Genomic DNA, 12,869 nt, shown 5'->3' with positions numbered 1-12,869 from the left:
GTGGAAACCCTGATCGGACTGCTCGTCGCGGCGCCGCTCCTCGGCGCGGGCGTCCTGCTGACCGGCGGCAAGCGGCTCGACCGCGTCGGCCACTGGATCGGCACGCTGCTGGCGCTGCTGTCCTTCGTGTTCGGCGCGATCCTGTTCACCGACATGCTGGGCAAGGACGCCGACGCGCGGACCCTGACCTCGCACCTGTTCACCTGGGTCCCCGTCGACGGCTTCCAGGCCGACGTCGGCTTCCAGCTCGACCAGCTGTCGATGACGTTCGTCCTGCTGATCACCGGTGTGGGCACGCTGATCCACATCTACTCGATCGGCTACATGGCGCACGACGAGCGCCGCCGCCGCTTCTTCGGCTACCTCAACCTCTTCCTCGCGGCGATGCTGCTGCTGGTCGTGGCCGACAACTACTTCCTGCTGTACGCCGGCTGGGAGGGTGTCGGCCTCGCCTCGTACCTGCTGATCGGCTTCTGGCAGCACAAGCCGAGCGCGGCGACCGCGGCGAAGAAGGCCTTCATCGTCAACCGGGTCGGCGACATCGGCCTGTCGGTGGCGATCATGCTGATGTTCACCACCTTCGGCTCGTTCGCCTTCGCCGACGTCCTGCCGCAGGCGCAGCACGCGTCCGCCTCGCAGCACGCGACCATCACCGGTATCGGCTTCATGCTGCTGCTCGCCGCGTGCGGCAAGTCGGCGCAGGTGCCGCTCCAGTCCTGGCTCGGCGACGCGATGGAGGGCCCGACCCCGGTCTCGGCCCTCATCCACGCGGCGACCATGGTGACCGCGGGCGTCTACCTCATCACCCGCTCGGGGGCGATCTTCAACGCGGCGCCCGACGCGCAGACCGCGGTGGTCACCGTAGGCGCGGTCACGCTGCTGTTCGGTGCGATCGTCGGTTGCGCGAAGGACGACATCAAGAAGGCGCTGGCCGGCTCGACGATGTCGCAGATCGGCTACATGATCATGGCGGCCGGGCTCGGCCCGATCGGCTACGTCTTCGCGATCATGCACCTGGTCACCCACGGCTTCTTCAAGGCCGGCCTCTTCCTCGGCGCCGGCTCGGTCATGCACGGCATGAACGACGAGGTGGACATGCGCCGCTACGGCGGCCTGCGCAAGTACATGCCCGTCACCTTCGTCACCTTCGGCCTGGGCTATCTGGCGATCATCGGCTTCCCCGGCCTCTCCGGCTTCTTCTCCAAGGACAAGATCATCGAGGCCGCCTTCGCCAAGGGCGGCACCGAGGGCTGGATCCTGGGCGGCGCGGGCCTGCTGGGCGCGGCGATCACCGCGTTCTACATGACCCGCGTGATGCTGATGACCTTCTTCGGCGAGAAGCGCTGGCAGCCGGACGCCGAGGGCCACGAGCCGCACCCGCACGAGTCGCCCGCCTCGATGACCATCCCGATGATCATCCTGGCCGTCGGCTCGGTCTTCGCCGGCGCGTTCTTCAGCCTCAACTCGCGCTTCGTGCACTGGCTGGAGCCGGTCACCGGGCACTCCGAGGGCGACTCCCCGGTGAGCGCGGGCACGGTCACCGCCGCCACCATGGTGGTGCTGGTCATCGGCGTCGGCATCGCCTGGCTGCTCTACGGGCGCCGGGCCGTCCCCTCGGTCGCGCCGCGCGGCTCGCTGCTGACCCGGGCGGCCCGCCGCGACCTGCTCCAGGACGACTTCAACCATGTCGTCCTGGTCCGCGGCGGTGAGCACCTCACCCGCTCGCTCGTCTACCTCGACCACTCCCTGGTCGACGGCGTCGTCAACGGCACCGCCGCCTCGGTCGGCGGCCTGTCCGGCCGGCTCCGCAAGCTGCAGAACGGCTACGTGCGCTCGTACGCCGTCTCGATGCTCGGCGGCACCGCGGTGCTGGTCGCCGCGACTCTTCTCATGAGGGCGGTCTGATAGCTCATGTCCTTTCCCCTCCTCACCGTCACCGCCGCGGTGCCCGCCGTGGGCGCGGTCGTCACCGCCGCGGTCCCCGCGGCGCGGCGGACCACCGCCAAATACACCGCGCTGCTCTTCTCGCTCGCGACGCTGGTGTTCGCGGCGATCGCCCTGGTCAGGTTCGACCCGGACGGCGACCGCTACCAGCTGACCGAGTCGCACGCCTGGATCAAGAACTTCGGCCTGCGCTACGACCTCGGCGTGGACGGCATCGCGGTCGTCATGGTGGCGCTGACCGCGCTGCTGATCCCGTTCGTGATGCTGGCCGGCTGGCACGACGCCGACCCGCTCGAAGATGTGAACCCCAACCGCCGCTGGCGGCCGACGCAGGGCTTCTTCGCGCTGATCCTGCTGGTCGAGGGGATGGTGGTGCTGTCCTTCGAGGCCACCGACGTCTTCCTCTTCTACATCTTCTTCGAAGCCATGCTCATCCCGGTGTACTTCCTCATCGGCGGCTTCGGCGACCGCGCGCACGCGGCGGGCGAGGAGGAGGCGGCCCGGCAGCGCTCGTACGCGGCGGTCAAGTTCCTGCTCTACAACCTGGCCGGCGGTCTGATCATGCTGGCCGCGGTCATCGGCCTCTACACCGTGACCGCGCACCAGCTGGGCACCGGCACCTTCTCGCTCCAGGAGATCCTGTCGGCCCGCGCCAGCGGCAAGCTGCACATCGAGACGTCGACCGAGCGCTGGCTCTTCCTCGGCTTCTTCTTCGCCTTCGCGGTGAAGGCGCCGCTGTGGCCGCTGCACACCTGGCTGCCGAACGCGATGGGCGAGTCGACGGCCCCGGTCGCCGTACTGATCACCGCGGTCGTCGACAAGGTCGGCACCTTCGCGATGCTGCGCTTCTGCCTCCAGCTCTTCCCCGAGGCGTCCAAGTGGGCGACCCCGGTGATCCTGGTGCTCGCGGTGATCAGCATCATCTACGGCGCCCTGCTCGCGGTCGGCCAGCGGGACATCAAGCGGCTGATCGCCTACGCGTCCGTATCGCACTTCGGCTTCATCATCCTGGGCATCTTCGCGATGACCAGCCAGGGCCAGTCCGGCGCGACGCTCTACATGGTCAACCACGGCATCTCGACCGCGGCCCTGCTGCTGGTGGCCGGCTTCCTGATCACCCGGCGCGGCTCGCGGCTCATCGCGGACTTCGGCGGGGTGCAGAAGGTCGCGCCCATCCTGGCCGGCACCTTCCTGATCGGCGGCCTGGCCACCCTGTCACTGCCGGGCCTCGCGCCCTTCGTCAGTGAATTCCTGGTGCTGGTCGGCACGTTCAGCCGCTACCCGGTGCTCGGCATCATCGCCACGCTGGGCATCGTGCTGGCCGCGCTGTACGTCCTGGTGCTCTACCAGCGCACGATGACCGGACCGGTCAAGGCCGGCATCGAGGGCATGTCCGACCTCAAGGCCAGGGAACTGGTGGTGGTCACCCCGCTGATCGCCCTGCTGCTCTTCCTGGGCGTCTACCCCAAGCCGGTCACCGACATCGTCAACCCGTCGGTGCACCACACGCTCTCCGACGTGCACAAGACCGACCCCAAGCCCGCGCTGGAGGCGAAGAAGTGAGCGCATCAGTCCCGGGGCAGGCCGTCCACAGCCTGTGGACGGTGGCGGCACCCACCGACAGGATCCCCACCCCGCACATCGAGTACGCCCAGCTCTCGCCGGTCCTGATCGTCTTCGGGGTCGCCGCACTCGGCGTCCTGGTCGAGGCGTTCCTGCCCCGCAGGTCCCGCTACACCGCCCAGGTCGCCCTGGCCGCGGTCGGCCTCGCGGCGGCCTTCGCCGCGGTCGTGGCGCTCGCCGACAAGGGCTACGGCACCACCAAGGCGCACATCGCGGCCATGGGGGCGGTGGCCGTGGACGGCCCCGCGCTCTTCCTCCAGGGCACCATCCTGCTGGTCGGCTTCGTGGCGGTCTTCACCTTCGCCGAGCGCCGGCTCGACCCGCGGGCGCACGGCTCCCAGGTCGACTCCTTCGCCGCGCAGGGCTCCGCCGTCCCCGGCAGCGACCAGGAGAAGGCGGCGGTACGGGCCGGTTTCACCAGCACCGAGGTCTTCCCGCTGCTGATGTTCGCGGTCGGCGGCATGCTGATCTTCCCGGCCGCCAACGACCTGCTGACGCTCTTCGTCGCCCTTGAGGTCTTCTCGCTGCCGCTGTACATCCTGTGCGCGCTGGCCCGCCGCAACCGCCTGATGTCCCAGGAAGCCGCCGTCAAGTACTTCCTGCTCGGCGCCTTCTCCTCGGCCTTCCTGCTGTTCGGCATCGCCCTGCTCTACGGCTACGCGGGCACCGTCTCGTACTCCGGCATCTCGGCGGTCATCGACGGCTCCGCCCCGCTGACGCCGGCGCTCGCCGACACCACGGGCAACGACGCGCTGCTGCTGATCGGCCTGGCGATGGTCGCGATGGGCCTGCTGTTCAAGGTCGGCGCGGTGCCCTTCCACATGTGGACGCCAGACGTCTACCAGGGCGCTCCGACCCCGGTCACCGGCTTCATGGCCTCCGCTACGAAGGTCGCCGCCTTCGGCGCCCTGCTGCGGCTGCTCTACGTCGTCCTGCCCGGGATGCGCTGGGACTGGCGGCCCGTCATGTGGGGCGTGGCGATCATCACCATGTTGGCCGGCGCGATCATCGCGGTCACCCAGACCGACGTCAAGCGGCTGCTGGCGTACTCGTCCATCGCGCACGCCGGCTTCATCCTCGCCGGTGTCATCGCCACGACCCCCGACGGGATCTCGTCGGTGCTCTTCTACCTGGCGGCCTACTCCTTCGTGACGCTCGGCGCCTTCGCCGTCGTCACGCTGGTGCGCGACGCGGGCGGCGAGGCCACCCACCTGTCCCGCTGGGCCGGGCTCGGCCGCCGGTCGCCGCTGGTCGCGGCGGTCTTCGCGGTCTTCCTGCTGGCCTTCGCCGGCATCCCGCTGACGTCAGGGTTCGCCGGGAAGTTCGCGGTCTTCAAGGCCGCGTCGGAGGGCGGGGCGATGCCGCTGGTCATCGTGGGTGTGATCTCCTCGGCGGTCGCCGCGTTCTTCTACATCCGGGTGATCGTGCTGATGTTCTTCAGCGAGCCGAGGCCGGACGGTCCCACGGTGGCGGTGCCGTCCGCGATGACCTCCACGGCGATCGCCGTGGGCGTCGCGGTGACCTTGGTGCTGGGCCTGGCCCCGCAGTATTTCCTCGACCTCGCCGACAAGGCGGGTGTCTTCGTCCGCTAGCCCCCGCGGACGGCTTCCTCTCCACCCCGCGGGGTGCGGGTCCCCAGGACCCGCACCCCGCTTCCCTTTCCCCCGGGCACGGGGGCCGGACGGCAGGGGCTAGTTCGGCACCACCAGCAGCAGCGCGAAGCGGTCGTCCTGGTCGGTCCACCACTGGCGGACGGTGAAGCCGCCCTCGTGCAGCTCGGCCGTCAGGGACTCGCGGCGGAATTTGCAGGACAGTTCGGTACGCAGGTCCTCGCCGGCTGCGAGGTCGAGGCTCAGGTCGAGGTCGGGGATCTTGACGGTCTGGGCGGTGCGGGAGCGCAGCCGCATCTCGACGCGTTCTTCGTCGGCGTTCCACAGCGCGACGTGGTCGAAGGCGCCGGGGTCGAAGTCGGCGCCGAGTTCGCGGTTGAGCACGTGCAGGACGTTCTTGTTGAAGTCGGCGGTGACGCCCCGCGAGTCGTCGTAGGCGCGGACCAGGACGTCCGGGTCCTTGACCAGGTCGGCGCCGAGCAGCAGCACGTCGTCGCTGCTGAGCGAGAGCGCGAGGGTGCGGTAGAAGGCGCGGCGCTGGGCCGCGTCGAAGTTGCCGATGGTGCTGCCCAGGAAGGCCAGCAGCCGCGGTCCGGGCTCGTCGGACAGCGGCAGGCCGCCCTCGAAGTCGGCGACCGTCGCGGAGACGGTGAGCCCCGGGTAGTCGCGGCAGATCGCCTCGCCCGCCTCCGCCAGCGCGGCGGCGCTCACGTCCAGCGGCGCGTAGCGGACGAGGCTGCCGCCCGCGGTGAGCGCGTCCAGCAGGGTGCGGGTCTTGCGGGACGAGCCGGAGCCCAGCTCGATCAGGGTGCTCGGCCGGGTCACGGCGGCGATCTCGGGCGCGCGGCGGGTCAGGATCTCCTGCTCGGCGCGGGTCGGGTAATACTCGGGCAGCCGGGTGATCTCCTCGAAGAGGTCGCTGCCGCGCTTGTCGTAGAACCACTTCGGCGGCAGGGAGCGGGGCGGGTCGGTCAGGCCCTTGCGGACGTCGGAGTGCAGCGAGTCGGTGAAGTAGCCGGCGGGCAGCCGGTCGTCGAGGGTGAAGCGGCTCTCGGGCATGCGGTGGCGCTCCTTGCGTTCGGCGGCACCCGGGGGGCGCAGCGCGATGATCCGTACTCCTGCGGTGGTGGCCAGCAGCAGCGAACGGTCGGGGACTTCCCGCCATTCGCCGAATCCCGGGTCCCGCCCCCGGGCACCCCCGTCCTCGGTGTCGGCCCCGTGCGTCCCGCCCGGCTCGTCGTCGGGCTCCGAGGCGACCAGCACCGCTCCCGTACCCGTGCGGTACCAGAGGGTGTCGCCCCAGGCGGTGGCCGCGATGGCGCGGCCGTCGGTGAGCAGCAGATTCAGCCGCGCGTCCGGGCGGGCCGCGGCGACCTGCCGTACGACCGACGCCAGCGCGCCGCCCGGCGGCTGGCCCTGCCGCAGCAGCGCGGCGAGCATCGCCCACAGCAGCGCCGAGTCGCTGCGGGCGTCCAGGCCGAGCAGCTGGGCCGCGGTCAGCCCGCTGGGCAGCCGCGTCCAGTCCCGGACGGCGCCGTTGTGGCTGAAAAGCCAGCGGCCGTCCCTGAAGGGCGCGGCGGCCGACTCGTCCTGCGTGGTGCCCTCGGTCGCCGAGCGCACCGCCGCGAGGACGGCGCCGCTGCGTGTCGCCGCGGCCAGTTCGGCGAAGTTGGCGTCCGCCCATACGGGCACGGCCCGCCGGTAGCGGACGGGCTGCGGGAAGCCGGTGTCGTCGTCCTGGCCGGCCGGATACCAGCCGACGCCGAAACCGTCGGCATTCACCGTGCCGTGGCGCTGCCGCCGCGGCTGCCACGACTGCTCGTACAGTCCGTGCGCGGGTCGCACCAGCAGCCGGGCGAGCGGCACCGGCGGCCCGACGTAGGCGAGATGGCGGCACATCAGCCGCGCCCGTGCCCGGGCGCGTCGTCGTCCCTCGCGGTGCGGAAGCCGGCGAAGATCTGCCGGCGGACCGGGTAGTCCCAGTTGCGGAAGGTCCCGCGGGCCAGCACGGGGGAGACGCCGAAGGCGCCGCCGCGCAGCACCTTGTAGTCGGGGCCGAAGAAGACGTCGGAGTATTCCTTGTAGGGGAACGCGGCGAAGCCGGGGTAGGGGGCGAAGTCGGACGCGGTCCATTCCCACACGTCGCCCATGAGCTGCCGGGCGCCGCTGGGCGCGGCTCCCGCCGGGTAGCTGCCCGCCGGGGCCGGGCGCAGGTGGCGCTGGCCGAGGTTGGCGTGTTCGGGTCCCGGGGCGGCGTCGCCCCACGGGTAGCGGCGGGAGCGGCCGGTGGCCGGGTCGTGCCGGGCCGCCTTCTCCCACTCGGCCTCGGTCGGCAGCCTGCGGCCCGCCCAGCGGGCGTAGGCGTCGGCCTCGTACCAGCACACGTGCAGCACCGGTTCGTCCGCCGGTACGGGCTCGGTGCGGCCGAAGAGGCGGCGGGTCCAGCCCTCGCCGTCGGCTTCCCAGAACAGCGGGGCGACCAGGCCCGCCTCCCGGACGTGCCGCCAGCCCTCGGGCGACCACCAGCCCGGGTCGTCGTAGCCGCCGGCGGCGATGAATTCGGCGTAGGCGCCATTGGTGACCGGGACGGTGTCCAGCCAGAAGGCGGGCACCTCGACGGTGTGCGCGGGCAGTTCGTTGTCCAGCGCCCACGGCTCGGTGCTGGTGCCCATGGTGAAGGGGCCGCCGGGTATCCGGACCTCGCGCGGCAGCAGGGCCGCGTCCGCGGGCGCTGGCGGCGGTACGGGCGCGTCGAGGACCGGCGGCCCTGCGCGCAGTTGGTGGGTGGCAAGCATCGTCTCGTCGTGCTGCTGCTCGTGCTGGGCGAGCATGCCGAAGACAAAGGCGTTGGCAAGCAGGCGTTCCTGCTGGTCGGGGCCTGTGTCGACGGTGCCGAGCACCTCGGCGGTCTGCTCGCGGACCGTCGCGATGTACGCGCGCGCCTCGGCCGGCCCGAGCAGCGGCAGGGCGGGGCGGTCGGCGCGCGGCGTCCTGAAGGCGTCGTAGACGTGGTCGAGGTCGGGGCGCACTCCCGGGCGCCCGCCGGCCTCGCGGACCAGCCACAGCTCCTCCTGGTTGCCGATGTGGGCCAGGTCCCACACCAGCGGGGACATCAGGGGAGAGTGCTGGGCGGTCAGATCGCGCTCGTCGACACTGTCGGTGAGCAGTTCCGTACGCCGCCGGGCGGCCTCAAGGGCGGCGAGCGCGGTGACGGAAGGGTCCTGAGTGGCTGTAGTGCCCACAGTGGCAGGAGTGGCCGCTGCGGGAGGCGTACTGCTGGTACCGGTGGTGCGGGGGTTTGTCACGACATACCTTCCGGAAGGTCAGACGCGTGACAGCGCGTCCAACTGGTCGTGTGCGGGACATCGGCCGCGTTCCGCGTACCGCTCGGCGAACGCGGCGACCGCCGCACGCAGCGCGGCGGAACCGTCCGAGCGCGCCAGGGCGCTGTCCGCGGCTCTGAAGCAGGCGACGATGGCCTTGCCGAGGTCCGGGTCGGCCGGGCCGATCCGGGTGGCCCGCCGCCATACGTCCTCGGAGGGGAGCGCTTGCCCCTCGGGGCACAGCGTCTCCGTGGCGGCGAACGCGGCGTCGGCGGCGACCGGGTCGTCCAGCAGGGTCGCCGAGAGCACCGTCGGGATCACCCAGCCGTCGCCCTCCTGGGCGTCGACCATCCGCAGTTCCAGCCAGCCCCGCGGTCTGACCGGGGGGAAGAGCGTACTGAGGTGGTAGTCCAGATCGGCGATGGTCGGCCGGCGCAGGCCGGGCACCGTGCCGCGCAGCCAGTCGCGGAAGGTGAGCCCGGGGGGCGCGGTCCAGTCGGCGGTCGTCCCGTCACCGGGGCCGTCGCCCACCGCGTCGGCGCCGCCCATGGTGTCGCCTTCGCCATGGGCGCCGGATTCCGTACCGTCGGTGCCGCGTATGCACAGCACCTGCGCGTCCAGTGCGTAGCGCGTCCAGGAGTCCCGCGGTTCGGGGTCGTGGTCGGGCTGGCGGGTGCGGCTCGGGTCCATCTCGGCCCAGGTCGCCTGCCGGGTGGAGACCCAGCCGGTGGGGCGGCCGTCCTTGAGCGGGGAATTGGCGAAGGCCGCCACCAGGACCGGGCCGATCCGGTGCGCCAGCTCCCAGCGCCGCCGGTAGCCGGTGATCCCCTCGGAGTCGTCCCCGCTGTCCAGGTTGGTCTGCAGGGAGGCGGTGCGGCGCATCATGGTGCGGCCCCAGGGCCCGCCGCGGTCGAAGAAGCTCTCCATCGCCCGGTAGCGGGGGTCGTCCAGGAGCCTCGGCGGGGCGCGGTGGGGTTCGAGTCCGCGGCCGACCAGGACCAGTCCCGCCCGGTCCATGACCTGGCGCAGGGCGGCGAGATCGGCGGCCATCGCCTCGACACACTCGGTGAGCGAATCGGCGGGCGGGGAGCTCAGCTCCACCTGGCCACCCGGCTCACGGGTGATCCTGCTGCCCCGCGGCATGGCACCGGGCACTTCGACCGGCGCGAGTACCTCGTCGATCCGGTCGGCGGCTATCAGCTTCTGGGGATCCGAGCGGTCATGCACCAACCACTCCAGCTCCACCCCTGTGCGGGTGGGCGGCCCCGTCTTGAAACAGACGCCGCGCACATGGGCCTCTGCCTCTTCCTCCAGCAGGTCGGCTGCCATCGATCCACCTCCTCATCGATTTCCGGCGGACTGCTTCCGCACGAATTTTTCCGTTGAGGTCTACCCAGATGCGAGGACATGTCACATGTTGCCGCCACGATTCTGGTGGGCCGCGTGGCGAACAGGCCACGTGCGCCGGTGGACGTTCGCCGGTCGGGCGAACGGCACCCGGCGTCACATGGCGGGTCGGACGTACCACCCTGAAACACCGTAATCGGGATCATACGCGGCGTGACGGCGCACGGCCTCCCGTACGGCCCGCGACCGGCTCCGGGCGCGGTCCTCCCGCGGCTTGGCATAGGGCGATGCCCCGGCGGTGATCCACAGCCGACCGGCTACGCTGCCCGTGTACGCAAGACGAGCCGAGCACCACGTCAGCGCCAGCGGAGCCGCCCGCGAAGCGCCACCCAGAACCCCGCCAGAAGCCAGATCAGCGACAGGAGCACCCCTCGTGAACGTCGTCGGGCCACCCTTCGGGCTGAGCGTGTGGGACCCCGCTCTGGACGCCGACATCGGCGCCGGACTCGCGGCGGTGGAAGAGGGCCTGCTCGAGGCCACCAAGAGCGACGTCCCCTTCATCACGGACGCCGCCAGGCATCTGCTGCAGGCCGGAGGTAAGCGCTTCCGGCCACTCCTGGTGATGCTCGGCGCCCAGTTCGGCGACCCGTTCGCCCCCGGCGTCGTGCCGGCCGCGGTCGTCGTGGAGCTGACCCACCTGGCGACGCTCTACCACGACGACGTCATGGACGAGGCCGACGCCCGCCGCGGGGTGCCCAGCGCGAACGCCCGCTGGGGCAACTCGGTCGCGGTGCTGACCGGCGACTTCCTCTTCTCCCGCGCCTCGCACATCCTGGCCGACCTCGGACCCGAGGCGGTCCGGGTCCAGGCCGAGTCCTTCGAGCGGCTGGTCACCGGGCAGATCCTGGAGACGGTCGGCCCGCGCGACGGCCGCGACCCGCTGGACCACTACCTCGAAGTGCTGGCAGGCAAGACCAGCTCGCTGATGGCCGTTTCCGGCCGGTTCGGCGCGATGATGTCGGGCGCGGGCGAGGCCGTGGTGCACACCCTGACCCAGTACGGCGAACGCATCGGCATCGCCTTCCAGCTCGCCGACGACGTCCTCGACATCGCCAGCGACAGCCACGAGTCGGGCAAGACCCCGGGCACCGACCTGCGCGAGGGCATCCCGACGCTGCCGGTGCTGCATGTGCGCAAGCACTACGCGCAGGCCGGGGGCGCCGTCTCGGCCGCCGACCGCCGGCTCAACGAACTGCTCGACGGCGACCTCACCGACGACGGCCTGCACGCCGAGGCGCTGAGCCTGCTGCGCGCGCACCCCGCGCTCGAACAGGCGCGCCGCGACTCGCTGCGCTACGCGGAGGAGGCGCGGGCCGCGCTGGCACCGCTGCCCGAGGGACCCGCCAAAAGGGCGCTGGCCGGTCTGTGCGACGCCGTGGTGCACCGGGCGGGCTGAGCGGCGGCCCCAAGGCCCTGGGCGTGCGTGCGGCTCGCGCGCGCCGCTCCGCCGCCCGTGCGGCTCCTCCCCGCCGCCTCCCGTCCTTCGTGCCGCCCCGGCGTCCGCCCGACCCTGAGAGGGCGTCAGGGGCCCGTACGCCGGAGCGCCTACGGGACGCGGGACCGTCATACCGCAGGCGTACACCGAGTTGGCCCCCGGGGCTGATGTGGCGCGGTGACCGGTTTGGTGAGATGGGTACACACCACTTCGGGGCGGACCGGGCGACAATGGCCTGGGGAGTGGACGAGTGCGGGACAGCGAACCGCCGCTGACGACGGAGGTAAAGACGCAATGGCACTGATCCAACCGGCACAGCCGGAGGCACGCGAGCCCGGGGAGGGGCGGCGGGGGCGCAAGGCCGTCCGCTACGCCGTCCCCGCGGCGGTCGTGGGAGTGACCGCGGCGACCATCGGACTGGTCCCCGCGCTGGCCGACAGCGGCGACCCGTCCCTGCCGTCGCTCACCGCCCAGCAGATCATCACCAAGATCGCCGCGTCCGACACCAGGACCGTGGACGGCACGGTGAAGATCAGCACCGACCTCGGCCTGCCGTCCGCGCTGTCCGGGGGCGCGGGAAGCAGCCTGTTCGGCGGCGCCGCGGCGGCGCCGGCGCTCGGCTCGTCCGGCGGCTCGCCGGCCGACCCGCAGCGGCGGTTGACCCAGCTGCTGATCGGCAGCCACACCCTGCACGTGGCGGCGGACGGCCAGGACCGGCAGAAGATCTCGGTCATCGAGCCCGCCGCCGAATACAGCGTGATCCACAACGGGTCCCAGGTGTGGGCGTACGACAGCTCCTCCAACGAGGCGTACCACTCCGCGCTGCCGGCCCGGGACACCGAGGCCGCGCCCCGCACGCAGCTGCCGGACGACTTCCCCGCGACCCCGCAGGCCGCGGCCCGGCAGATCCTCAAGGCGGCCGACGGCATCGCCTCGATCACCGCGGACGGCACCGCCCGGGTTGCCGGGCGCAGCGCGTACGAGTTGCTGATCCGCCCGCAGAACGCGCCCGGCACGACGGTCGACTCGATACGGATCGCCGTCGACGCCAAGACCGGTGTGCCGCTGAGGTTCACGCTCCAGCCCAAGGGCACGGGCAAGGCGGCCTTCGACGTCGCCTACAGCAAGGTGAGCTTCGGCAAGCCGGCCGCGAGCACCTTCGCCTTCACCCCGCCCAAGGGCGTGAAGGTGACCGAGGGCGGCGCCCCGGCCAAGGACCGGTCGCCCGACGCGACATCCGGCCTCGCCGCGCCCACCGTTGTCGGGTCCGGCTGGGACACCGTGGCCGTCTTCAGGACCAAGGGCGCGCTGCCGTCCGGGGCCGGGAAGAACGGCAAGGGCGGCGCCGCCTCGATCCTCGGCGGCTTCGGCAAGCAGGTCAGCGGCTCCTTCGGCACCGGCACGCTCTTCCACACCCGGCTGGTCAATGTGCTGCTGACGCGGGACGGCACGATATACGCCGGTGCGGTCGACCAGGCGGCACTGACCGCGGCGGCCGGCAGCGCCGCACGCTGACGAAGGAGCGCG

General features: G+C 71.9%; 8 protein-coding genes and 1 pseudogene. 5 read left to right on the top strand and 4 right to left on the bottom strand.

The features are described 5' to 3' along the window. The 3 genes from nuoL to nuoN are packed head-to-tail and all read left to right on the top strand — an operon-like array spanning position 1 to position 5,159. Positions 1–1,905 carry an NADH-quinone oxidoreductase subunit L gene (gene nuoL / locus OHA86_RS15010; RefSeq protein WP_329175739.1) on the top strand — a complete coding sequence of 635 codons (1,905 nt, stop codon included), beginning with the start codon at positions 1–3 and terminating at the stop codon, positions 1,903–1,905. A 6-nt stretch (positions 1,906–1,911) separates the two neighbouring features. Beyond that, positions 1,912–3,507, top strand: coding sequence for an NADH-quinone oxidoreductase subunit M (locus OHA86_RS15005; RefSeq protein WP_329175737.1), 1,596 nt, complete (start codon positions 1,912–1,914; stop codon positions 3,505–3,507). Beyond that, a complete protein-coding gene (gene nuoN / locus OHA86_RS15000; RefSeq protein ID WP_329175735.1) occupies positions 3,504–5,159 on the top strand; it encodes an NADH-quinone oxidoreductase subunit NuoN in 1,656 nt (551 codons plus the stop codon). The genes OHA86_RS15005 and nuoN overlap by 4 nt, the downstream gene beginning before the upstream one ends. A gap of 99 nt (positions 5,160–5,258) precedes the next feature. Here the strand turns inward: nuoN and egtD are convergent, their stop codons facing one another. The 4 genes and pseudogenes from egtD to egtA form a co-directional block, all read right to left on the bottom strand. Then, on the bottom strand, positions 5,259–6,236 hold the full coding sequence (gene egtD, locus OHA86_RS14995) for an L-histidine N(alpha)-methyltransferase (protein WP_329182413.1): 978 nt from the start codon (positions 6,234–6,236) through the stop codon (positions 5,259–5,261). Between the two features lie 234 nt (positions 6,237–6,470). Continuing rightward, positions 6,471–7,076, bottom strand: a pseudogene (egtC, locus tag OHA86_RS14990) (ergothioneine biosynthesis protein EgtC); the annotation flags it as partial. After that, the gene (gene egtB / locus OHA86_RS14985) at positions 7,076–8,419 is read right to left on the bottom strand and encodes an ergothioneine biosynthesis protein EgtB (protein WP_329175733.1); all 1,344 of its coding nucleotides are present in this window, start codon (positions 8,417–8,419) and stop codon (positions 7,076–7,078) included. The pseudogene egtC and the gene egtB, both read right to left, overlap by 1 nt. Positions 8,420–8,500: 81 nt before the next feature. Then, positions 8,501–9,829 (bottom strand): ergothioneine biosynthesis glutamate--cysteine ligase EgtA, encoded by a 1,329-nt coding sequence (egtA, locus tag OHA86_RS14980; RefSeq protein WP_329175731.1) that lies wholly within the window; start codon positions 9,827–9,829, stop codon positions 8,501–8,503. A gap of 451 nt (positions 9,830–10,280) precedes the next feature. Here egtA and OHA86_RS14975 point away from each other — a divergent pair, with 451 nt between their 5' ends. Both OHA86_RS14975 and OHA86_RS14970 read left to right on the top strand, forming a co-directional pair. Beyond that, positions 10,281–11,303 (top strand): polyprenyl synthetase family protein, encoded by a 1,023-nt coding sequence (locus tag OHA86_RS14975; RefSeq protein ID WP_329175730.1) that lies wholly within the window; start codon positions 10,281–10,283, stop codon positions 11,301–11,303. A 333-nt stretch (positions 11,304–11,636) separates the two neighbouring features. Then, a complete protein-coding gene (locus OHA86_RS14970; protein WP_329175729.1) occupies positions 11,637–12,857 on the top strand; it encodes a LolA family protein in 1,221 nt (406 codons plus the stop codon). The last annotated feature ends 12 nt before the right edge of the window (positions 12,858–12,869 follow it).

It is taken from the genome of Streptomyces sp. NBC_01477, assembly GCF_036227245.1.
Classification (GTDB): domain Bacteria; phylum Actinomycetota; class Actinomycetes; order Streptomycetales; family Streptomycetaceae; genus Actinacidiphila.
Note: the sequence above shows the minus strand (reverse complement) of the source record. Positions and strands in the feature narration are given on the sequence as shown.

Excerpts from the sequence above, each read along its gene's own strand:
- OHA86_RS15005 (WP_329175737.1), top strand. The coding sequence starts at position 1,912 with ATGTCCTTTCCCCTCCTCACCGTCACCGCCGCGGTGCCCGCCGTGGGC.
- egtD (WP_329182413.1), bottom strand. The coding sequence starts at position 6,236 with ATGCCCGAGAGCCGCTTCACCCTCGACGACCGGCTGCCCGCCGGCTAC.
- egtA (WP_329175731.1), bottom strand. The coding sequence starts at position 9,829 with ATGGCAGCCGACCTGCTGGAGGAAGAGGCAGAGGCCCATGTGCGCGGC.
- OHA86_RS14970 (WP_329175729.1), top strand. The coding sequence starts at position 11,637 with ATGGCACTGATCCAACCGGCACAGCCGGAGGCACGCGAGCCCGGGGAG.